General features: G+C 45.8%; 15 protein-coding genes. 2 read left to right on the forward strand and 13 right to left on the reverse strand.

What is annotated here, in order from left to right:
* Positions 1-86: 86 nt before the first annotated feature.
* Genes FPZ44_RS11640 through FPZ44_RS11650 form a run of 3 tightly spaced genes read right to left on the reverse strand, consistent with a single transcriptional unit; the run spans position 87 to position 3,501 of the window.
* Positions 87-755, reverse strand: coding sequence for an ABC transporter ATP-binding protein (locus tag FPZ44_RS11640; protein ID WP_144990344.1), 669 nt, complete (start codon positions 753-755; stop codon positions 87-89).
* Positions 752-2,404: an ABC transporter permease gene (locus tag FPZ44_RS11645; RefSeq protein ID WP_144990346.1), complete on the reverse strand. Its 1,653-nt coding sequence runs from the start codon at positions 2,402-2,404 to the stop codon at positions 752-754. The genes FPZ44_RS11640 and FPZ44_RS11645 overlap by 4 nt, the downstream gene beginning before the upstream one ends.
* 2 nt (positions 2,405-2,406) lie before the next feature.
* Entirely contained in the window at positions 2,407-3,501 is a 1,095-nt protein-coding gene (locus FPZ44_RS11650) for a Fe(3+) ABC transporter substrate-binding protein (RefSeq protein ID WP_144990348.1), read from the reverse strand.
* 382 nt (positions 3,502-3,883) lie between these two features.
* Here FPZ44_RS11650 and FPZ44_RS11655 point away from each other — a divergent pair, with 382 nt between their 5' ends.
* On the forward strand, positions 3,884-4,177 hold the full coding sequence (locus FPZ44_RS11655) for an RNA polymerase alpha subunit C-terminal domain-containing protein (protein ID WP_144990351.1): 294 nt from the start codon (positions 3,884-3,886) through the stop codon (positions 4,175-4,177).
* Positions 4,178-4,241: 64 nt separating this feature from the next.
* On the opposite strand, the gene FPZ44_RS11660 is transcribed toward FPZ44_RS11655, so the two are convergent.
* The 3 genes from FPZ44_RS11660 to FPZ44_RS11670 are packed head-to-tail and all read right to left on the reverse strand — an operon-like array spanning position 4,242 to position 7,478.
* Positions 4,242-5,342, reverse strand: coding sequence for an extracellular solute-binding protein (locus FPZ44_RS11660; RefSeq protein WP_144990353.1), 1,101 nt, complete (start codon positions 5,340-5,342; stop codon positions 4,242-4,244).
* Positions 5,343-5,355: 13 nt separating this feature from the next.
* Positions 5,356-6,801 (reverse strand): HAMP domain-containing sensor histidine kinase, encoded by a 1,446-nt coding sequence (locus FPZ44_RS11665; RefSeq protein ID WP_144990355.1) that lies wholly within the window; start codon positions 6,799-6,801, stop codon positions 5,356-5,358.
* Positions 6,798-7,478, reverse strand: coding sequence for a response regulator transcription factor (locus tag FPZ44_RS11670; RefSeq protein WP_144990357.1), 681 nt, complete (start codon positions 7,476-7,478; stop codon positions 6,798-6,800). The genes FPZ44_RS11665 and FPZ44_RS11670 overlap by 4 nt, the downstream gene beginning before the upstream one ends.
* A 263-nt stretch (positions 7,479-7,741) precedes the next feature.
* On the opposite strand from FPZ44_RS11670, the gene FPZ44_RS11675 reads away from it, so the two are divergent.
* On the forward strand, positions 7,742-8,341 hold the full coding sequence (locus tag FPZ44_RS11675; protein WP_144990359.1) for a DUF2238 domain-containing protein: 600 nt from the start codon (positions 7,742-7,744) through the stop codon (positions 8,339-8,341).
* A 240-nt stretch (positions 8,342-8,581) separates the two neighbouring features.
* On the opposite strand, the gene FPZ44_RS11680 is transcribed toward FPZ44_RS11675, so the two are convergent.
* The 7 genes from FPZ44_RS11680 to FPZ44_RS11710 form a co-directional block, all read right to left on the reverse strand.
* Positions 8,582-9,550, reverse strand: a complete 969-nt coding sequence (locus FPZ44_RS11680) for a FecCD family ABC transporter permease (RefSeq protein ID WP_144991800.1) — start codon at positions 9,548-9,550, stop codon at positions 8,582-8,584.
* A 62-nt stretch (positions 9,551-9,612) separates the two neighbouring features.
* Positions 9,613-10,659 (reverse strand): FecCD family ABC transporter permease, encoded by a 1,047-nt coding sequence (locus FPZ44_RS11685; RefSeq protein WP_144991801.1) that lies wholly within the window; start codon positions 10,657-10,659, stop codon positions 9,613-9,615.
* Positions 10,660-11,036: 377 nt separating this feature from the next.
* The gene (locus FPZ44_RS11690; RefSeq protein ID WP_144990361.1) at positions 11,037-12,488 is read right to left on the reverse strand and encodes an MDR family MFS transporter; all 1,452 of its coding nucleotides are present in this window, start codon (positions 12,486-12,488) and stop codon (positions 11,037-11,039) included.
* 2 nt (positions 12,489-12,490) lie between these two features.
* Positions 12,491-12,712, reverse strand: a complete 222-nt coding sequence (locus FPZ44_RS11695) for an MbtH family protein (protein ID WP_144990363.1) — start codon at positions 12,710-12,712, stop codon at positions 12,491-12,493.
* Positions 12,705-19,925 carry an amino acid adenylation domain-containing protein gene (locus tag FPZ44_RS11700; protein ID WP_144990365.1) on the reverse strand — a complete coding sequence of 2,407 codons (7,221 nt, stop codon included), beginning with the start codon at positions 19,923-19,925 and terminating at the stop codon, positions 12,705-12,707. Before FPZ44_RS11700 ends, FPZ44_RS11695 begins: the two co-directional genes overlap by 8 nt.
* A 13-nt stretch (positions 19,926-19,938) precedes the next feature.
* A complete protein-coding gene (locus tag FPZ44_RS11705; RefSeq protein WP_144991802.1) occupies positions 19,939-20,940 on the reverse strand; it encodes an isochorismatase family protein in 1,002 nt (333 codons plus the stop codon).
* 64 nt (positions 20,941-21,004) lie between these two features.
* On the reverse strand, positions 21,005-22,645 hold the full coding sequence (locus FPZ44_RS11710; RefSeq protein WP_144991803.1) for a (2,3-dihydroxybenzoyl)adenylate synthase: 1,641 nt from the start codon (positions 22,643-22,645) through the stop codon (positions 21,005-21,007).
* Between the last annotated feature and the right edge of the window lie 50 nt (positions 22,646-22,695).

Consider the following 22,695-nt stretch of genomic DNA (forward strand, 5'->3'; position numbering starts at 1 on the left):
ATCACTTGATTCAATAATTAAAAAAGCCAATCGAAGGGGTTTTTACCCTCGATTGGCTTTACTTATTTACACATTCATAAACATCTTCAACACGAGCAAAAATTGCCCCCACTATTGGCTGCTATACAAAACTCCCGCTCACAAATCGCCTCAATATCTGCTTGATCGTGAGAGACGAACAAACATGTGATATCAGCTCTTCGTAAGATTTGAAGCAGTTCCTTGCGAATGTTAGCTTTGAGATGCGCATCTAAATTGCTAAATGGCTCGTCCATCAGCAAAATAGACGGCTTCGGTGCAAGAGCACGAGCCATTGCGACACGCTGCTGCTGACCTCCGCTCAGCTCATGCGGATACCGCTTCGCATAATCCGTCATCTGAACCAGCTCCAACATTTCTTGCTGCCGCTGCTTGCGTTCCGAGCGCTTTAGCTTATGCAGCCCAAATCCGATATTGTCGGCCACATTCAGATGTGGAAACAGCGCATAATCTTGAAACACCATACCTACACCACGCTGCTCCGTTTCCACCCAACGTGTATCATCCATCATAATTTTATGATCGACTTCAATGCTCCCCTGCTCAGGCTGCTCCAATCCTGCAATAATGCGCAGCAACGTGCTCTTTCCACTGCCGCTTGCCCCCACAATACCGACAATCTCTCCCTTATTAATTGCAAAGGAGAGATTATCGATAATTGGCGTCTGCCTTTTGTTGTAACGGAAGGTTAGATTTTCAATTGATACAAACGTCATCTCGTCTTCTCCTTTTCAATCTTCAGGATGCATAGCACCGAAATCAGACTAATTCCAATCAGCAGTAAAGATGGCAGCGCTGCTTCATAGATTCGTTCATCAATGGCAAATTGGTACGTTCGTGCCGCCAGCGTATCGAAATTAAACGGCCGCAGCAGCATCGTTATCGGAAGCTCTTTTACAATTTCAACAAACGTAAGGATAAAGCCCGTCACAATTGACCCTTTCAACAATGGAAGCTCAACCTTGAAAAAGGTACTCGCAGGTCCATGGCCAAGTGTTCTTGCCGCTTCTGAGTAGGTTCGCGGAATTTTGTCATAGCCCGTTTCAATCGCATTATAGCCTGCTGCCATGAATCTTATCACATAGCCTGCCAAAAGCATAAATAGCGATGTGCTCAACCAAAGCACTCCCTCGCCCATCCCTAGTGAAGCGTAAATGGGAGAAAACCATTTATCGAATTGGATACAGACAGCTAACACTCCTATTGCAATAATAGCACCAGGTACCGCATATCCTACTGTCATCAATTTAGTAAGCAAATAGGCTGGCCATGAAGACATCGTTCTCACCGTTCTTGCAGACAACAGGGCAAAGATTAAGATGACAAACGTAGCAATCGCAGCACCACTCAAGCTGTTCAGCGTCAACTCGAGCAGATCGGCACTCCACATTTTCTCATACGTCCAAGTCGCCCATACGATTAACTGCACAACTGGGATAACAAACGATAACAAAAATATGATCATACAAAAAGCAGTAGCGCCAAATGCTGCCGCTCCCTTTAATGGCTTCGGAGCTAGCGGTTTATTCTGCTTCATCGACGTATTGTACTGCTGATTGCGACGCAAATATCTCTCCAGAACGAATATCCCAACAATAACAACCATAAGCCATGCCGCTAGCTTCATCGCGGAGTCAACATCATACATACTAAACCATGTCTGGAAAATGGCCGTTGACAACGTCTGCACACCGAAATAGTTCGCAACGCCATAGTCACTCAAAACTTCAAAGACGACCAACATTAATCCTGCGATAATAGCAGGACGTGAAATGGGAAGCACGACATTGAAAAATAAGGATAGTCGTTTATGCCCTAATAGTCTTGCATTTTCAATATAGACCGCACTCTGACGCTCTAGAAACATTTTCGCAATCATAAACACATATGGGAATAAGAATAACGTTAAAATGAACACGGCGCCTCGCGTCGACATGACCTCAATCGTGCCTGGAGTGACCTGAATATCAAATTGATTACGCAGCGTTGCTTGAATAAAGCCTGTATAGCTAGTCATCGTCGCATAGGTATATGCTGCGATATAAGGCGGTACTGCTAATGGAAGCATCAAGGCCCATCTAAACCATTTTCGCAAAGGAAACGTATATCCAACGACAAGCCAAGCAAGCACAACACCGATAGACGTAGCAAAAAAACCGGTGAATAGCACCAGTTTCAAAGAGCCTATGACATAGTCAGTCAGTAGGAACTGTTTTACGGTTTCCCAATTATCGTTAGCTGGCCGAATCAACCCAGACAATACATACAGGATGGGCAGCAGAATAACTGCTGCCCCTGTTAGGCTAACGATCGTCCATACATTCATTCTTTTTCGCAAATTGATGAAGAGACGTCGTTTGTTCATTTTTATTTCCAACCGACCTTATTCGCAATTTCAGCTGCTTTCGGATTTAATTCACCATATACAGCGAAGTCCAAACCTTGATGCTTGAATGTTCCCCAGCTCTTCAGCAATTCAGGCATTTCTGCCTCTTTGTTTACCGGGAATTCGAAGTTTGCTTTAGAAACCGCCGTTTGTGCTTCCTTAGCTGTCAAGAACTCGATCAATTTCAATGCATTGTCTTTATTTTTGCTATGTTTAACAAGTCCTGCACCACTGATGTTCAAATGCGTACCTGTCGTTTGCTGGTTCGGGAAGAACACCCCAATTTTTTCTGCTACTTTCACTTCTTCTGGATCTTCAGACACAGTCATACGGCCTACATAGTACGTGTTCATAATCGCAACATCACCTGTACCTGCTACAACTGCTTTCGCTTGATCGCGGTCGCCACCTTCAGGATCACGTGCTAGGTTAGCTGCAATGCCTGCTGCCCATTTCTCAGCTTCTGCTTCACCATTTAGAGAAATAAGAGATGCTAACAAAGATTGATTGTACAAGTTCGTTGAAGAACGAACGAGCAGCTTGCCTTTCCACTTATCTGTTGCCAAATCTTCATACGTAGACAATTGGCTTGGATTTACACGATCTTTTGCATATACAATGACACGTGCACGTGTGGACAAGCCCACCCAATTGCTGTCTTTATCACGCATATCTGCAGGAACTTGAGCATCAATTGTCGCGGATTGGATAGGCTGCAGCAAATCTGCTGTCTTCGCTGTATTTAGGATACCGCCGTCTACTGTAATGAACAAGTCAGCTGGTGTACTCGCACCTTCACGCTTCAAACGCTCAATAAGTTCTGGAGCTTTTCCTTCAATTACATTTACTTTAATACCCGTTTGTTCTGTGAACTTTGCATACAATTCAGCATCTACATCGTAATGACGTGCTGTATAAATGTTTACTTCATTGCTTGCTTTAGTTGCTGGCTCTTTAGCTGCTTGTCCAGCATCTGGCGCAGTGGACTTGTTACCGCCAACACAACCTGCCAACAACGTCATAATCATGACAATCGTAAGCAGCATAATTGATTTTTTGAAGTTTCTCTTCTTCATCTTAGGTGATCCCCCTAGTCTATAATGTAACTCTCATCGGATTAAACTGGATCGATTGTTCCAGCACACCGTTCCTAACCATTTCGTTATCATTCTCACTCAATTCTCATTGATAATGATAATCATCTGCAATTTCTATTGTTACTATAACCAATGAAAATGTGAAAACGATGTGAAAATCAAAAAATTTGCTTGATACACGCATCTTTTTATATGCAGCATGTTCTGAAGTACAATATCGTTTGATAACTGCGAATGTACGTTCTATAATAGAGGAGATTACATGTACGAAATTATGCTGTCTAAAAATACGGTGTTACGATGCTAGTCGAATGTTAGAAGCGGCAATGGCGTCCAGCAATGCAAAAGGAGATATTTTAATATGGCACCTTCAAACAAAACGCTAAGAACTTGTGATAACGGACACAACTACTATAAAAGCAGTGATTGCCCTTCCTGCCCCATTTGTGCACAAGAAAACAAACCCGAAACCGGATTTCTTTCGCTTCTGTCTGCACCTGCACGAAGAGCATTGGAGCATCATGGCATAACAACGGTACAGCAGCTCGCCACTTATCGTGAGAAAGAAATTTTAAGCCTACATGGCATGGGTCCTGCGTCATTACCTAAACTACGGGCTGCTTTGCAGGAAAGTGGACTCACATTTAGAAATTAAAATAAGGACCTCATTTTCCCATACCGTGGAATTGAGGTCCTTTCGTTTAAATATTATGTTCGAACTACTTCCATCCTGCTTTATGAAACAACTCCGCTACCTCATGTTGATAATTTCCAAGCTCAGCATAGTTAACAGACTGCGCCTTAAATGATCCCCAGCTCTTTAATAAAGTAGGCATTTCAGCTGACTCGTTCACAGGGAACTCATAGCTTTCATTCGACAACAACGTTTGTCCTGCTTGGCTCGTCATATATTCGATAAGCTTAATCGCATTATCTTTGTTTTTCGCATGCTTGATCAATCCTACTCCGCTTACATTCATGTGAACCCCTGTCGTTTGCTGATTCGGAAAATAAACGCCAAGGCCGCTAGCCGCTTCTACCTCATCAGGCTTGTTGGAATTGAGCATCTGCCCTATATAATAACTGTTCATTAATGCGATATCCCCAGCTCTATCAACGATAGCATACGCCTGATCTCGATCGCCGCCTTCTGGTTCACGTGCCATATTCATTGCGATTCCACTAGCCCACTTGCCCGCTTCTTCCATACCGTTAAGCTTGATTAAAGAAGCCAATAGCGACTGATTGTACAAATTAGAGGAGGAACGAACCAATATACGTCCTTTCCACTTCTCGTTTGTTAAATCCTCATACGTAGACAGCTCCTCAGGCTTCACCCGATCTTTTGCATATACGATTACACGCGCGCGAGCTGAAATAGCTGTCCAATGAGCGTCCGCATCTCGCCAACGCTCATCTACTTGCTCAACAAGTACTGTCGATTGTATAGGCTGAAGGATATTATTTTGCTTCGCAGCTTGCAGTGAGCCACCGTCCACAGTAATAAACAAATCTGCTTCAGTGTCCTCTCCTTCCCGCTTCAACTGTTCGATCAATTCGTCAGCGGTACCCTTCACTTCATTTACTTTAATGCCCGTAGCTTTCGTGAATTGTTCAAACAGCTTTCGATCAACTGTATAATGACGCGATGTATATACATTAACAACTGACCCTTTGTTCACAGCAGCCTGTTCTCTCTTGTTAGCGATGTTATCGTTTGTGTTCTCTCCCGTCCGATTCACTAATACATTGATACCGCCTATCAGAAGGACAATCAGCACCACCAATGATAGGGTTATGACGGAAACTTTCTTATTCATTAGCACATACCTTTCATTCTTTTAATAGTCGTTCTGATGATTTGCTTCGTGATGCAATCGGTAATGAAATGGTCACTTCTGTCCCTTTCGAGTACTCACTTTGAATCAGTAGCTCGCCATCATATTTCTCTACAATTCGCTTGGCAATGGACAACCCGAGTCCATTCCCACCACGTTCACGGCTTCTCGCTTGTTCGACTCGATAGAACCGATCTGTTACATAAGGCAGATGTTCCTCTGGAATACCTATTCCTTTATCTTTAATGATAAGCTGTACCGTATCCTCGTGGGCCAATGCCTTAATATGGACAGAAGCTTCACTTAATGAGTACTTAACGGCATTATCTAAAACAATAAGCATCACTTGTTCAAAATGCTGCTCTCCTATAGCGAGGGACGTATCCATCACTGATGCAACCTCCGTTTCAAATTGAAACGCAGGATGGATGAGAACGAGCTTCTGAATTAGCGACTGAATCCCTTCTCCAAGCTTGGATACCGTTCGATACGGTTCTCCGTCAAGATGCTCCGCACGGTTCAGCTCCAAAAGCTCTTGAACAAGTCCTTTCAGACGAAGCAATTCCTGCATAGACGCTTGCAGTGACTCTTCAAGGACGGCAGGCTCATTCTTGCCCCAACGCTGCAGAAGTCCTAGATGTCCTTCAATAATCGCGATCGGTGTGCGAAGCTCATGCGATGCATCTTCTACAAATTGCGTTTGCTGAAGAAAAGATTGCTCCACTTGATCCATCATTTCATTAAACAAAACAATGAGCTTGCCAACCTCGTCACCCTTATTTTGAATCGGAACCCGTTCTTGCAGCCCCTTTTGCTTAACTTTGCGTATCGTGAGCGCCATAGACTGAATAGGTTTTAACATTTGCCAAGCCAATATTCCTCCTCCGAGGCCACACAGCACCACAGCAACCAGCCCAAAAATAAGCATCATTTGCGTAAATGCAGCACTTAGCTGTGTAAAGTCATCCATACTCTTCACGATTTCAATTGTACCGTTAAATTGAAATACGGTGATCGGACTTCTCATCACCAGCAAAGAACGTCCTTCTACTTCCGTTAGTACGATCTCCGACTTCGTCACGGAATGAGGCTTCACCCATTCATCAGAAACATGACTTGAAACCGTAACGATCGCTTCCCCATGCTGATCCATTAAACGTATCAATTGGTTCGGTTCATTTATCCTGTAAAATAATTGACGAATGCTCGCTTGCGCCTTATTCTGCAGTGCGTACTCATTTTCAAGAAGCTCGTTCAGTAGCTGGTTCATATTCGCTTGAATCTTTACTTTCTCTTGATTCATCATCCACTTTTCCATATATACATATTGAACCGCATTATAGGCCATAAATAGAACGAACAGGATGAAGGATGACCATATCGTTAGCTTCCACTTGATTGGCATTCGTGAAAATAGATTTATCGTAGATTTCAGCCTCATTTTCGCATCACATAACCGATACCTCGCAGTGTCTGAATGTAGCTCTCCTGATCAGGCGTATCAATTTTTTTACGCAAATATCTTACGTATCCATCCACAACATTCATATCAACAACCGCGTCATAGCCCCATACTTTATTCAACAGCATTTCTCTGCTTAGCACTCGGTTCCTATTTTCCATCAATGCCACAAGCAGTGCATATTCTCGTTTCGTTAATTCAATTTCAGCAGAGCCTTTCTTCACAATTCTAGCATCGAGATTAATGCTCAGATCTTTGAATGCTAGTTGTGCGAAAGGAGGATCTACTTCCTGATCTTCTAGTCTTCGAAACACGACGCGAATACGGGCTAATAGTTCCTCAATGGCAAATGGCTTCGGGATATAATCATCCGCACCACTGTCCAATCCTTCCACTCGATCAGCAATACGATCCTTCGCCGTTATCATAATGATTGGTGTTCTGCTATGCGCACGAATCTGTCGGCACACTTCAAGCCCATCTATACCTGGCAGCATGCGATCCAGCAAGATCAAATCCCAGTGCTCCTTCATCGCGAGTTGAAGCCCATCTTGACCATTAGAAGCAGTACCTACAGAAAACGATTCATGCTGCAGCTCTAGCTCGATAAAACGTGATAAGTTTTTCTCGTCTTCAATAAGCAATATTCTTTTCATTATGGATTCCTTTCCTCACATGGTGTACATCATGCACAACCTGACATCAGCATTCGACATCATCTTCTATATGCTGTAGTATATATCAGGATTGCTATATTGAGAATCCTTATCATCTATGTTCATTCGTTTAGTTGTGTACATAAGCATTTTTAGTCGAGCAAGTTTGCTCGGAATAACTGGATCACACCTGTTGTTATCCGTCCGCATACTAATATCCAACCTTTTATTGGGTAACAATTTAATAACGAGGTGATTCTTATATGAAGCAAAAAAAGAAACTGACGTTCAACGACCTTTTTGAACTTAGCTTATACCTGATTTGTTTAGTAACATTTGTTTATTATTTGGTGATTGGAAATGGCGGGAAAGTGTTTCAATCGGCTTTGATTATTGTCGTACTGCTGCTGCTGCGCGGACTTATTACATGGACGAAAAGCGATCTTCCCTTTGCGCTGCGCTTCTCGATTCTGTTTTTTATTACGCTTGCCATGCTGCTCGCTAATTTATTTAATATGTACGGTGTCATACCGCATTTGGACAAGATCGAGCACCTGCTCTCCGGGGTTATCCTTTGTTTCGTCGGACTGTTCATCCTTGGGAAAATGATACGTCGTCACCACAGCCAAGTTGCTCCTTCCATTGCCATTTGGTTTGCCTTTTTCTTCGCAGTTGCGATGGCTGGCGTATGGGAGATCTACGAGTTCACCGTTGATGGCTTGTTAGGATTCAAATCTCAAAATGGAAGTTTGTACGATACGATGCTGGACATTATATGCGGAACCGTTGGTGCGATTGCTGCTGCGATCTATCTTACGTGCAAAGTTAAAAGAGAGCCGAATTCTCTCTTTGATTCGAAATAGCAACTACATGAACAACTCAACATTGAAATAGAGATAAGAACGAAACTGTTTTTTTATGGATTCTCTGCGTTTAGATTTTTTGAAAAAATGACTGGTTCGAACAAGTAAAGAGGCTGATATCCTAGCATCCAGTGCTACGATACAGCCTCTTTGCTTGTGATACAATAGTTAGCCTTATCGTACACTGCTCTACTCACGATCAGGCTAGATTCCACATTCCCATTTTACATCCATTACGCGTTACGATTTAGATTTAGCCAATAAATATAAGAAATACGGTGCCCCGATTATGGCCACTACGATACCAGTAGGCACATCTGTTGAAAAGCTTCGGCTAATTGTATCTGCCGCAATAACTAGCAGTGCACCTGCTGCTGCTGCGGTTGGCAGAAGAAATTGATGCTTCGGACCAATCAGACGTCTAGCTAGATGCGGACCAATTAGACCCACAAAACCAATGCTGCCGCTTACCGCTACACAGGTGCCAGCAAGACCAACAGAGGCAGCAAGCATAACGAGCTGTTGTTTGGATACATGAGCACCAAGTCCAGTGGCCGTCTGCTCCCCTAGATTCAGTACATTCAGCATTCGTGATTTGTAAAATACATACGGCATAATCACAATAATGAATGGAACTAACGCCAATACATAGTTCCAAGTCGTATGCTTCATACTACCTGCCAACCATGTAGCCACGAACTGATAATTGTCTGGATTGAGTTTAAGCGTAAGTACAATCATAGCGGAACTAATACCTGCTGCTATCGCTACCCCCGTCAATAACAGTCGTGTCGGTGACAAGCTCTGATGTTTTTTAATCGATAATAGAAATACCAATGCAGCCGCCAGCCCTGCTCCCCCCCATGCAACTAATGGCATGATGAAAATAGAAGCCTTGCTATTCATTTCATAGAACGATATAAACAGCATAACTGCTAGTCCCGATCCAGCATTAATGCCCATAATACCTGGGTCTGCCAGCGCATTGCGAGTAACAGCTTGCATAATTGTACCTGCTACAGCTAACCCTGCGCCTATTAACATCGACATGACCATACGAGGAAGTCTGAATTCAAACAAGATCAATTCCTGCCTGTCTGTACCTGCGCCTACTGCCGTTCGCAGCAATTCAAGAGGAGACAGACGTATATGGCCTGTATTCATACTTATAATAAATATGACTACGATGCTAATCGCTAATACAACCATAACGGTACGATAGCGTCTACGTTTCTGTTGATCTGCTAATTCAAAATATGCCTGATTCACACCTACATCCCCCTCCTCTCTTTACGAGCTAAGTATAGAAAGAACGGTACCCCAATTAACGCAATAAGCGCACCAACCGGAGTCTCATGAGGCGGATGAATCATGCGTGCTGCCAAATCAGCAAAGACCACAAGCAAACTGCCAAGCACAGCCGAACATGGAATGATCCAACGATAATCAACCCCTACCAAATATCGCGTAAGGTGTGGAACAATCAAGCCTACGAAACCAACTGCGCCTACTACCGATACTGCTGCCCCCGCTAAAATAAGGACAATCAGCATCCCAGCTGCTCGAATCGTGCGAACATGATGACCTAGTCCCTTTGCCACATCTTCGCCGAGGCTTAGTATCGTTATCGAACGGGACAACATAATAGCACCGATTAATGCTGCACACACCCATGGAAACATGATTTTGAGATGATTCCAATCTGTACCCGATACACCGCCTGCATACCAGAACGCTAAGTCTTGTCCGATTCCGAATTGCAGTGCGATTCCTTCACTAGCAGCGGACAGCAATGCGGTTAAGGCAGAGCCAGCCAGTATAAGTCGTACAGGTGTCAGCCCTCCTTTTGCCAGAGAGCCTATCCCGTAGACAATACCAACCGCTATACCTGCACCGATAAAGGAAAATAAGATGAGATACATATAGGGCAAATTCGGTAAAAAAGCAAAGCATATCGCCAGCATAAAGGCCGCTCCAGCATTTAAACCGAGCAGTCCAGAGTCTGCTAACGGATTGCGAGTCATTCCTTGCATCATCGCTCCAGCAACAGCAAAACACGCACCGATCATCGCTGCACCAAGTATACGAGGAAGACGAACATCTTGAATAACATGATGCTGACTTACGTTAGGATCAAAATGAAAAATAGCATTCCATACGGTAGCGAGTTCAATATTCGCCGCGCCAAAGCAAATCGAGATAGCCATACCTAGCGGGAGTGCAATAAGTCCGCCAATAAGAATCAAGGATGCGGTCCAAGGTCGGGTACGAATCTTCGTTGTAGTTAAAGTTGTCGTGGTTATAGCATTTGGTTCCATAGTTGTTGCATGTACTGGTGTCGAAACAGCGGTGTCTGAATACGAATTAGCTCTTTGACTCATACTTGTCACCTTCACACCTATCCAATTTGATATTGATTATCATTTTCATTTATATCTGTTATTTTATGATGGATTCCTAAATATTACAATGCATGAAACGTGTTCGTGTACGAATTTCTTATCATAAAGCAATGATTATTCCGTATATATGTCTACTTCAGGGCATCCATTGTTTCATTTTGCATTAGAGATTGGTAAAAAGCACGAAAGAAGCTGTCTTGACAAGGATCAAGACAGCCTCTGCCCTATTTCGGTCATGTATGCATTCGTGCCACTTCGTCTCATATAACGGCCTGTAAACCTAGATCTCTATTTCAACCTTCAGCGGCAACGGGCTTTTCCTTTGCCTCACGTGGCTTCACAGGCTTGCGAATCGTAGCGGCCGCATCACTATCTCGAATAAGCATCGCTATGCATGCCCCTAAGAGCAGGAACCCAGCTGCTACTAGCAATGCAACGCGATATGCCATTAGATTCGGCTCAACTTGTCCTACGGCGTTCACCGTACTTGTACCGATGAATGCAAGCGTACCAGAGAGGATAGCCAGTCCCATCGCAGGCCCAAGTCTGCTCTGCATCGCAAACCAAGTCGTTGCACGCCCCATCGATGCTGGAGGGATCGTTGCGAAGGCAGCAATTTGTACAGAACCAACTGTTTGGCCAAGGAAAATACCTACACTGAACAACAAGCCTCGAATAAACCATGGATTCGTATTCGCATCTACCATACTAAGCGTGACAAATATGAGTGCTGTTACTACAAACCCAATGACCATGACTCGTTTCGGTCCAAGCCTTGGATACGTCCATGGTACGAGCTGGGAGGCAATCATAAGTCCTATTGCTTCCGGAAACGTCGTTAATCCCGTATCTAATGCAGAGGCGTTCAGCGCATTTTGATACATTAATGGAAACACATACAGCATACCTAGCAAACCTGCAGATGCACACATTGAAACGAGTCCAGTCGTGCGGAATAAACGATTGCCAAGTAAACGTAAATCCAGCAGTGGTTGCTTCACACTGAGTTCTACCTTCACTAATGCAGCCAGCAAAATAATTCCAATCGTTCCTGATACCCAAACTGCCGGTGAACTCCAACCATGTATTGGTCCTTGGATTAGGGCATACATAACAAGTGCAAGTCCTGGTGCTGACAATAGGAACCCAGGCACATCTAACTTTCCGACATTTGGCTGCTTATTTTCCTTTAGCCAGAACAGCCCGAACAATATTGCGGGGATACCAATCGGCAAATTAACATAGAAAATCCAACGCCATGAAAAATGCTCAACCAGCATCCCACTCACAATTGGTCCTACAGCAGGAGCAATAGCTATCGGAAGAATAAGCGAGCGAGATACTTTTGCTCGCTCTTCCGGTGGAAAGGTACGGAATAGCATCGCCATCCCTACTGGCGTAAGCAGGCCTCCCCCAATTCCTTGAATGACGCGAAATATCGTCAATGTCGTTAAGTTTTGGGCAAAGCTGCACATTGCAGAGGCAGTAGTAAAGATGGTAAGCGCTAGTAAAAATGTGCGCTTCGTCCCCCACTTATCGCCGAGCCAACCCGCCATCGGTAGAACGATGGCGAGGCTGACTAAATAGCCGACATTCAGAATCCCAGATGCAGCTGGCGGTACATTTAGCTCTTGGCTAATCGTCTGCAGTGCTACATTTAACACAGTCGCATCCATGGCTACCACAAACATCGCGGCTACATAGACAATGCACATTACTTTTCGTGGATTTAACCACGCGCTCATTGCTAGCTTCCCGTAACTTGCTCTTCCTTCGCATACAAACTGCGCGGCCGCAAGTCTACCCAATTCTCATTAATATAGGAAACGCATTCCTCGCGTGTCTGTGGCCCCAGCACATTACTCCAACCATTTGGAACGGCTGCGAAAGCTGGCCAGAGCGAATATTGCCCCTCGTCATTGATTAATACAAGATAAGTACCGTCCACTTGTTCAAAAGGATTACTCATAGATCAGTTCACTCCCTTTAGAAGTTGTCTGTCTTGCTTGTGCAGCTGCCTCCAGCTTGCTAACAATTACTTTTCCAATAAAATCAAGCGGCCCTGGCTGACACAAATCTTTATGGCGACACTCGATATCATGCCGTTCTATTTTCCCGCCTAAATAAGGCATCCACATTTCTGGATCAATCGGTTCGAACCAATCCGGAATGATCGTAGAGTGGAAGAACAGCATATCGCCATCGAATTTTTTAGGAACGAATGCTTTTAACAGTTGAACGGAGTTCTCATAAGTCGTCTTCAAATTCAAAATCGTGTCAACCTCAAGCGAAGCTAGCGCACTGCTTTCATTGCGCAATAGCTCAAGCGCACCAGTAATGGTCAGCGGCTCGCCTCCAAGCTTTTCTTCAATAAGCTCTCTATCAAATCCGCCTAGAGCGAGCAGCGCAGTCAGTGCCTCATCTTCATCCGGTACATCTTTGATCGGCAAGTAATGACTTGGGAAGGCATCAAGTATAGCGAGCAACTCGATTTCTTCTCCCGCTTCTTGCAGCTGCACTGCAATAGCCTGCGCTACGTTGCCGCCTAGTGACCAGCCAAGCACTCGATATGGCCCTTTTGGCTGAATACTGCGAATATGATCAATGTAGTCAGCAGTCATTTCTTCCAATGACTGTGGCCGTGCTTCATCTTGAGCAATACCGCGTGCTTGCAAGCCGTAGATCGGATAATTCATACCGAGATGTTTCATTAAGCCTGCATAGCACCAGCTTAGACCACCTGCAGGATGTACGCAGAACAACGGTATTTGATCGCCATGTGAACGCAGCGGCAGAAGAATTTGCAAAGCACTGTTGCCACCGCTCATTTCCAGCTTATCGATTAGACCTGCTACCGTAGGTGCTTCGAAAAGAACAGCAATGCTCAGCTCTTTACCCAATGCTTCACGCACTCGGCTAATAAGCCGGACTGCTAACAAGGAGTGTCCACCGAGCTCGAAGAAACTATCGTCGATGCTCACCCGCTTGACGTTAAGAATTTCAGCGAACAGCTCGCACATGACTTCTTCCTGCGGTGTTCTTGGATTTCGACCATCTGTGTCCAACGTCACATCTGGGGCTGGCAGTGCCTTACGATCCAACTTGCCATTCGTGGTTAGTGGCAGCTTGTCCATAAATATGAACGCCCACGGAACCATGTAATCCGGCAAAGACGCAGCTGCAAATCTCCTCAACTCTGCTGTATCAATAGGCTCATTAGACTCGCTGACCACATATGCAGCTAGCCGCTTGTCACCAGGCTGATCTTCTCGCACGATGACCGCAACCTGAGCGACCTCTGAATGACGATTTAGAACCGATTCAATCTCGCCAAGCTCAATACGGAAACCACGTATTTTCACCTGATGATCCGAACGACCTAAATAATCCAGTGTACCGTCTGCGAGCCGCTTCGCTAGGTCGCCAGTGCGATACATTCTTGTTCCCGCCAGACCATATGGATCCGCTACGAATCGATCAGCTGTCAAGTCAGGGCGCCCCCAATATCCGCGCGCCAAACCTGCACCAGCCACATACATTTCTCCGGTTACGCCACAAGGAACCGGCTGAAGCTTATTATCCAGCACATACACTCTAAGATCCGGTATTGGCACACCGATAATACTGCTTGCCCCCGGAAGCGCGCTGTGTTGGTTTAGTTCGATATAACTAACATGAACGGTCGTCTCTGTTATGCCGTACATATTGATCAGGCGCGGTGCATCGTCAGCATGACGGCTGTACCAATCCTCTAATCTGCCAAGTTCCAAGGCTTCTCCACCAAATACAACGTACCGCAGCTTTAACTTCTGCCCCAGATCGGGCCGTTCACGATCCGCCTGCATGAGCTGATAAAAGGCTGACGGCGTTTGATTCAGTACAGTTACACCTTCTTGCACCATCAAGCTCAACATTTCATCCGGTGCTCTGCTTATCCGATGAGGGACGACAACAAGGCGTCCGCCATAAAGCAGTGGTCCCCATATTTCCCATACCGAGAAATCAAACGCATAGGAATGGAACAACGTCCACACATCCGTCTCATCAAAGTGGAACCAGTCTTCCGTCGATATAAATAATCGTACGACGTTTTGATGAGGTACGAGCACACCTTTCGGTTTTCCTGTTGAACCCGATGTGTAAATAATATAGGCAGCGCTCAACGGCATAAGCAGTCCATTGCGCTCGCTATTCGTTGGATTCTCTATTGAATAACGTTGCAGACGTACAGATACTTCTAAGTCATCAATGACAATACGTGGCAAACTTGCCGCATTCGGAATTTGATCACTAACATGAGTGCTTGTAACCAGACAAGCAGGACAGGAATGCTCCATCATATAAATAAGCCGATCCTCCGGATAATCCGGATCTAGCGACAAATAGGCAGCCCCAGCTTTAAGTACAGCTAGTATGCCAACGACCATCTCAATAGATCGCGGCAATGCCAAGGCAACAATTTGCTCCGTCCGTACTCCTGTCTCAATTAGGAGGCGAGCAAGTCGGTTAGCGTGGTCATTCAACTCTTTATAAGACAGCGATTCTCCTTCGTACACAATAGCTATCGCTTGCGGAGTACGCTCTACTTGAACTTCGAACATCTCCGGAATCGTCAACTGCTCCGAAATAGGCAGTGGTGTACTCCATTGTTGAATCAGATCATCACGCTCTTGAACAGTTAATATATCAAGTTTACTTATTGGTTTACTTGGTTCACTGACTGCACTTTGCAATACGCGCATATAGCGCTCGGTCATCGCTTCAGCCGTACCTCGCTTGAATAAGTCCGTGCTGAATTCGATCAAGCCGTCTACCCCATCTGGGGCCCCCTGTGCATCACGACGCTCTGTCAGCTCGAACGTCAAGTCAAACTTCGCCGTACCTACGCTCTGCAACTGCAACTTTGCCTGGACTCCAGGCAGCTTGAGCGCAGCGTCTGGTGTATTTTGCAGGACAAGCATCACTTGGAATAGCGGGTGTCTCGAACGAGAACGAGGTGGATTCAATGCCTCTACGAGTCGTTCAAATGGTACATCTTGATGCTCAAAGGCTGACAAGCTCATCTCACGCACTCGTTTGAGCAGCTCATCAAACTGTGGATCACCTGACGTATCGACACGGAACACAAGCGTATTAATAAAGAAACCAACCAGATTGTCTAAGCTGTCATCATTTCGTCCCGAGATTGGGCTACCAATCGGAATGTCATTTCCAGCACCAAGGTTCGTGAACAACGTCGCTAAGGCAGATTGGAACACCATAAATAAAGTGGCCCGGTTGCTGCGAGCAAGTTCATTCAGCTGTCGATGCAAGGTGCGATCAATATGGAATGCTATCGTATCTCCCTTATAGCTAGCAGCATTGGGACGTGGATAATCCATTGGAAGCTCTAGCTCCTCCGGCAAATAGCGAAGCTCGTTCGTCCAATAATCCAACTGACGTGCGATAAGGCTTTCATCATCCGAGCTGCGAAGCAGTTCCTCTTGCCAGATTGCATAATCAGCGTATTGCACAGACAACTGCGGCAATACGGGAACCTTGCCTTCACAACGTGCCGCATAGGCGATGGAAAGCTCCTGTGTCATTGGTGTAAGCGACCAGCCATCACCTGCAATATGATGCAGCAGCAGGAGAAGTACATGCTCCGTATCATTCAGCTTGAATAGCTCGACACGAAACGGTGTTTCTGTGGCCAGTTGGAAGCTGTATCGGACTGCCTCCATTAATTGATCGGACAACTCTTCCTCACTAGTTGCAGTCACGATCAGTTCAGGAATGGCCCGTTTAGCATCTAATATAATCTGTCTGGAAGCACCCATTTCATCTGGGAACACGGTTCGCAGCACTTCATGTCTAGCAACAACATCACTGAGCGCCGCTTGCAGCGCATCCAAGTTGATTTGGCCTGATAGACGTGCAACGAGTGGGATATTATAAGTTGGACTTGGTCCTTCCAAGCGATATAAGAACCATAAACGTTGCTGCGCGAAGGATAATGGAATCTGATCAGGTCGCACAGTCGGACGTATTGCTGGTCTTGCCGCTTGTGCTTGATCAAGCAGCTTCACCAAACTAGCTACCGTTGTGGCCTCAAACAGTCTTCCGATGTTCATCTCTACGCCAAATGCTTCACGTACACGAAGCATTACTCTTCCAGCAAGCAGCGAGTGTCCGCCAAGTGCGAAGAAATCATCGTCAATAGTGACGCGCGGTATTTCAAGCACTTCTTGGAAAATGGTGCACAGCATCTCCTCCTGAGGAGTACGTGGCGTGCGTCCCACTGTCATTAAGCTCAGATCAGGAGCAGGCAGTGCTTTGCGATCCACTTTCTTATTTGGTGTCATCGGCAGCTCTTCAAGCATGACGATAACGGATGGAACCATATATTCCGCCAGTTTGCCTGCAGCAAAGCGACGAAGCTCATTCGCGTCCACAGCATTTGCACCATTGGCATGCAGTACAACATAAGCTACCAGTCTACGATCACCAACTCGATCCTCACGTACAATGACAGTCGCTTGCTCCACATCAGGATGGTCGATTAGGACAGATTCAATCTCTCCTGTCTCGATACGGAAACCTCTCAGCTTGATCTGATGATCCGCACGTCCTAAATAATCGATCCATCCTTTATTCATCCATCTAGCAAGATCTCCAGTACGATACATACGTGAGCCAGGTGCGCCGAACGGATCGGCAACAAAGCGCTCAGCTGTCAAATCTGGTCGACCCATATAACCTCTGCCTAAACCGGAGCCTGCAATATATAGTTCTCCTGTTACGCCCGGTGGAACAGGAGATAACGACGAATCGAGCACATACAACTTCGTATTCCCGATCGGCTCTCCAATCGAAGGCTTTTCACGCTCGTGATCTAACAAAGCAGCTGTTGAATAGATCGTCGTTTCTGTCGGACCATATTGATTGTTCACTTCGCAATTCAAATCTTGGAGCGCTAGCTTTAGCCCAACTGGCAGCGCCTCACCGCCTGTAATTACCTTCAAATGCTCGAACTTCTCTGGTTGGCTCGAAGCAATCGCCTGCCACAATGTTGGGGTGGCCTGCATGATCGTCGTGCCTGTCTCTCTGATTCTGCTTATTAAAGCAGGAGTATCTAGAATCGTATCCTTTAATACGATATCAAGTGTCGATCCGCATATGAGCGGCAGCAACACTTCCATGACCGATATATCAAATGAAATCGTCGTAACCGACAACCAGCGATCCTGTTCACCGATCGCAATACGCTCGCGCATGTCGAACAACAAGTTAGCGAGGCCTTCGAACGTCAACATGACTCCTTTTGGTTTCCCTGTCGAGCCCGAAGTATATATAACGTAAGATGGGTGAAGTGGCGATAATTGTGCCGTACGATCAGCATCTACCGGATTAGTAACGGGTTGCGACGCCAGTGTTAAAATCATCGCAGGATCATCCAGCATCACAACATCATCAGATTTCATGACATTTACAAAGCTTGAAGCCATCTCCTGTGCAGTGATTAGACACATCGGCTTCGCATCTTCCACCATATACATAATCCGTTCGGTTGGATAATCAGGATCCACTGGCAAATAAGCAGCCCCAGCCTTATGAACAGCTAAAATGGAAATAATCATATCAACCGATCGTGGCAAGGACAGCGCAACGATTTGATCAGGGCCTACACCTCTGTCAATAAGCATGTGAGCAAGACGATTTGCTTGTTTGTTCAACTCTTCATAGGTAAGCACTGCTTCTTCGCAAATGACAGCAGCGGCCTGCGATGTGCGAGCGACTTGTTCCTCAAACCATTCCGATACACTCGTTTTAGAAAGGATTTGTTCCGTATCATTCCACTCATACAGGACTTTGTCCCGTTCTTCGGGCAAAATGACAGTTAGACGCCCAACTGAATCAGCAGGATTAATTTCTGCGATAGTATTAAGCAGCTGCAAGAAACGTTGTAAATGCGATTGCACTTCTACTTCACTGTATATTGCTGGATTTGCATCTACGCTAATGCTTATTCCTTTTCCATCCAGACTGCCGTGTACATTGAATGTCAGATCATCAACTGGGCCAGCTGCGATATTGCGTACAACTCCTGCATACCCTCCATAACTCAACTCTTCAACAAATGGCATGACATTAATAAGTGGTCCGAATAACCTACGATTATCACCCAGCAGTTTTAGATCACGTCGTATGTCCTGATGTCTATATCGCTGATGTCTTCTAATACTGCGTATTTCTTGTGTTACTTGCTTCAGTAACCCCTCTAAACTTATCGTTGGTGACACGTTAATCCGCAGCGGGAGCAAATTCATAACCATACTAGGAACACGCAAGGAGGAAGAACCCAAGCGGCACATCACGGGTAATCCTAGTACAACATCATCAGTACCCGTCATACGATGTACATAAAGTGCAGCAGCTGCAACCATGACATCCGGCCAACTTGTCCCAGATCGTTGTGCGGCATCCTGCCAGCGCTGCAGCAGCGCCTCTGGAAGCTGAGCTGATCGACGCAAGAAGCTGCGAGCGGTTAATTGTGCATGTCCACCCAAGCTTACAACCTCTGGCTCATCAGCAAAGCGATCCAGCCAAAACGCCCGGTCTTTCTCCATCTGCTCCGATTGCTGATACGCGATATCTTCTTCCAAGCTCACACGGAATGAGCCAAAGCTGCCTTCAGCGAGAGAATCCCCGCTAACTAATCCTGAATAGATTTGAGCCACTCTTCTCATCAAGAGTGAGACAGCAAAGCCATCGGTCACAATGTGATGAATGCGTTGGTACCAATAATAACGATCAACAGCTATTTTAAAGAGTGCTTCCGTAAATAATGGTCCGACACCCAAATTAACAGGGGCTGCAACATCGCGCTCCATCCATACTTGTGCAGCATGATCTGGATCAGCTTGCTCACTTACATCGATTACATGAAACTGCCAATCCGAAGATGAATCGATGAACTGCCATGGTCCATCCGCGTCTTCCCCAAAGCGAACATGCAATGCTTCTGCTTCCATTACGGTTTGACGTACCGCTGCCTCGAACCGAATCGGATCAATCGCTCCGGAAATCTCCACACATTCTGCAGTATTGAATATCGGATTGCTCGGATCAATCTGCTGTGCGAACCAAATGCCTGCCTGTGCGCCAGACAGCGGCCAACGTTCCCTCTTCTGTTCCAGCATAGAGTTATCTCCTTTAGACGGTATAGTAATCATAATTAGGAAGCGGCATGTTCATTTTCTGCGACAATAGCTTCCACCAGCTTGCCAAGGTAGGCTGCTCCGCTAGTTCCACAAAACTGATAGGGATGCCAGCACGCCTCCACCGCTCAGCCAAGCTCATGATTCGAATGGAATCAAGTCCCCAATATTCAATTAAATTGTCATCCACACCTATATCAGTGGGCTTCTCCTGCAATAGAGCTGCTACGTCTTCCTGCAACGATTGCTCGGAAAGAACACTGATTTCAACTTGGGAAGCAGTTTGAGCCTGTTCATTAACACCTGTACACACACCCACGCCTGGGGCATCCATGCACTCAGCAGAAGCAGCAACTTGTGCTCGACTTGTAGATGCAATAAGACGATCTGTCGTTATCGTAACTGCACAGCGTTCAGCAGCATAGGTAAGTGCCATGCGATGTTTTTCTTCTGAGAAATCCGCAAGTGCATCCGCAATAAAGAACGGTTGAATATCCTGCATAAATGCTTCGCAAGCGGTAAGCAAGCAGCCGATATGTGCATATATGCCGCATATCATAAGCTGATCGCGACCTTGCTCACGCATCGTTTCGGACAAATTCGTCTTTTGAAACGCACTATATCTCCATTTCGTTAGCAAAATATCTTGTTCATTTGGAGCCACTGCATCGACAAACTTTTTCTGATAAGGACCATCATTAATACCAGAGCCCCAGAAATCTTGCAGTAGCCCGCGCTGCTCAATCGTTTGGCCGCCCGGTTGAGCCGAATACACAACTGGAATTCCCTGCTCCGCACAATAAGCTCTCAGCTTCTGGATATTCGCGAGCAGCTCCACGACAGGAGATTGCTCAGGTGTAAAAGCATCTATAAAATATTGCTGCATGTCGTGAATAAGCAGCACCGCTCGATTAGGGTCCACCGTCCAAGCGACTTTGTTTTTAGGCAGCTCGCTTTCTAAAGGCATTGGATAAGGCAATATAGTAGGAAGAGCCATCATATCTCCTCATTTCTGCAGTATTTTAAACATGTTATTTAATAAGCTATTTTCGAACTAGGGATCAATGTGTTAAGACGTTTTGTTTGTTGGCAATGAACTCACGCAAACTCTTTTTGCTCACTTTGCCTACCCCCGTTTGAGGGAACTCGTCCATAAATTCTACGCGATCAGGTATTTTATACGCAGCAAGACCTCTTTGCCTAAGAAATGCCTTAAGTTCGTTACTTGTCACTGCCTGATCGTGAGCAATAATGAAGGCACAAGTTCGCTCGCCAAGAAACTCATCAGGCATAGCAACAACAGCTGCGTCATGCACAGCTGGATGCGCAAGCAAATGATTTTCCACTTCCTCAGCCGCTACTTTATCGCCACCACGATTAATTTGATCTTTCGACCGCCCTTCGATCACTAAGTAACCTTCCGGAGTCATGCTGGCCAGATCACCGGTACGATAAAATCCATCTGCGGTAAAGGCCTTCTCATTATGTTTCTCTGCCTTGTAGTAACCGCGTATCGTATAGGGCCCCCGTGTCAACAGTTCCCCTACTTCACCATATGCAACTTCGTTGTCATCCTCATCTACGATTCGCACTTCATCATAAGGGGACATAGGGCGGCCTTGCGTATTTATCGTAATGTCGTGTGGATCATTCAACCGCGTATAGTTAACAAGACCTTCTGCCATCCCATATACCTGCTGCAGCTTGCAGCCCATTACAGCCTTGACTCGCTTGGCTAATTCCGAACTGAACTTGGCACCGCCTACTTGCAGTACTTGGAGCTTCAATAGTTCATGACGACGAGATTCTGCCGCATCAAGCCATACGATCGCGAGTGGCGGTACGAGCGCCGTAATCGTCACTCCCTCGTTGGCTATAAGAGGAAATGCAACATCTGGACTTGCTCTCCGAGCGAGGACAACCTTTCCGCCCGCATACAATGTTCCTAGCACACCTGGTGAACTGAGCGGGAAGTTATGTGCAATTGGCAGTACGGCCAAATATGCACTGTCTTTGTTAAGATCACAGACCTCCACGCTCATGCGCAAACTGTAAATATAATCATCATGCGTGCGAGGGATAAGCTTAGGCAGCCCGGTCGTTCCTCCTGACAGCTGAAGGAATGCGACGTCACTTGAACGAGGTCCTTCTAGCCCCTCAACTTGGAGCTCCTCCCCTTCGTCGACATACAAATCATGCATCGCATGGAACTCGTCCGTGCTCGGCTCACCTGCCACGATGACATGACGAAGTCCGGGAACAGATGTCTTCACTTTCTTCGCAAGTTCACAATAGTCATAGCCCGCGTCTTTGTCCGGGATGATATAGGCTGCTGCCTCACTGAATTCACATAAGTAAACAATTTCGTTTTCACGATGAACGGGCAAAGCAAAGACAGGCAGCGCTCCAATCCGAAACAAGGCAAATATCGCATCGAAAAATGGAGCAATGTTCGGTAACTGAACGATAACCCGATCTTGCTTCTTAATCCCTAATTGCTGAAATCCAACGACAAGACGATCCACTCTTCGATCAAGCTCCGCATAGCTCACTTTTTGCTCACCACAAACAACAGCGATATGCTCTCCAAGCGCTAACGCTCGCTGTCTCAGCATTTCTCCGAATGTGATCCCTTCCCAGCATCCACTTTGTCGATAACGCTCTGCGAATTCTTCTGGCCATGTTGGGCACCCTGCCAGCATCATGTATCCCTCCTAGGTCATAACCAGTACTTTTTAGTTACTTTTTAGTT

The organism is Paenibacillus agilis, from assembly GCF_007786455.1.
Lineage (GTDB): Bacteria > Bacillota > Bacilli > Paenibacillales > Paenibacillaceae > Paenibacillus_B > Paenibacillus_B agilis.

Excerpts from the sequence above, each read along its gene's own strand:
- FPZ44_RS11640 (WP_144990344.1), bottom strand. The coding sequence starts at position 755 with ATGACGTTTGTATCAATTGAAAATCTAACCTTCCGTTACAACAAAAGG.
- FPZ44_RS11645 (WP_144990346.1), bottom strand. The coding sequence starts at position 2,404 with ATGAACAAACGACGTCTCTTCATCAATTTGCGAAAAAGAATGAATGTA.
- FPZ44_RS11650 (WP_144990348.1), bottom strand. The coding sequence starts at position 3,501 with ATGAAGAAGAGAAACTTCAAAAAATCAATTATGCTGCTTACGATTGTC.
- FPZ44_RS11655 (WP_144990351.1), top strand. The coding sequence starts at position 3,884 with ATGGCACCTTCAAACAAAACGCTAAGAACTTGTGATAACGGACACAAC.
- FPZ44_RS11660 (WP_144990353.1), bottom strand. The coding sequence starts at position 5,342 with ATGAATAAGAAAGTTTCCGTCATAACCCTATCATTGGTGGTGCTGATT.
- FPZ44_RS11665 (WP_144990355.1), bottom strand. The coding sequence starts at position 6,801 with ATGAGGCTGAAATCTACGATAAATCTATTTTCACGAATGCCAATCAAG.
- FPZ44_RS11670 (WP_144990357.1), bottom strand. The coding sequence starts at position 7,478 with ATGAAAAGAATATTGCTTATTGAAGACGAGAAAAACTTATCACGTTTT.
- FPZ44_RS11675 (WP_144990359.1), top strand. The coding sequence starts at position 7,742 with ATGAAGCAAAAAAAGAAACTGACGTTCAACGACCTTTTTGAACTTAGC.
- FPZ44_RS11680 (WP_144991800.1), bottom strand. The coding sequence starts at position 9,550 with ATGGTTGTATTAGCGATTAGCATCGTAGTCATATTTATTATAAGTATG.
- FPZ44_RS11685 (WP_144991801.1), bottom strand. The coding sequence starts at position 10,659 with ATGGAACCAAATGCTATAACCACGACAACTTTAACTACAACGAAGATT.
- FPZ44_RS11690 (WP_144990361.1), bottom strand. The coding sequence starts at position 12,488 with ATGAGCGCGTGGTTAAATCCACGAAAAGTAATGTGCATTGTCTATGTA.
- FPZ44_RS11695 (WP_144990363.1), bottom strand. The coding sequence starts at position 12,712 with ATGAGTAATCCTTTTGAACAAGTGGACGGTACTTATCTTGTATTAATC.
- FPZ44_RS11700 (WP_144990365.1), bottom strand. The coding sequence starts at position 19,925 with ATGCTGGAACAGAAGAGGGAACGTTGGCCGCTGTCTGGCGCACAGGCA.
- FPZ44_RS11705 (WP_144991802.1), bottom strand. The coding sequence starts at position 20,940 with ATGGCTCTTCCTACTATATTGCCTTATCCAATGCCTTTAGAAAGCGAG.
- FPZ44_RS11710 (WP_144991803.1), bottom strand. The coding sequence starts at position 22,645 with ATGCTGGCAGGGTGCCCAACATGGCCAGAAGAATTCGCAGAGCGTTAT.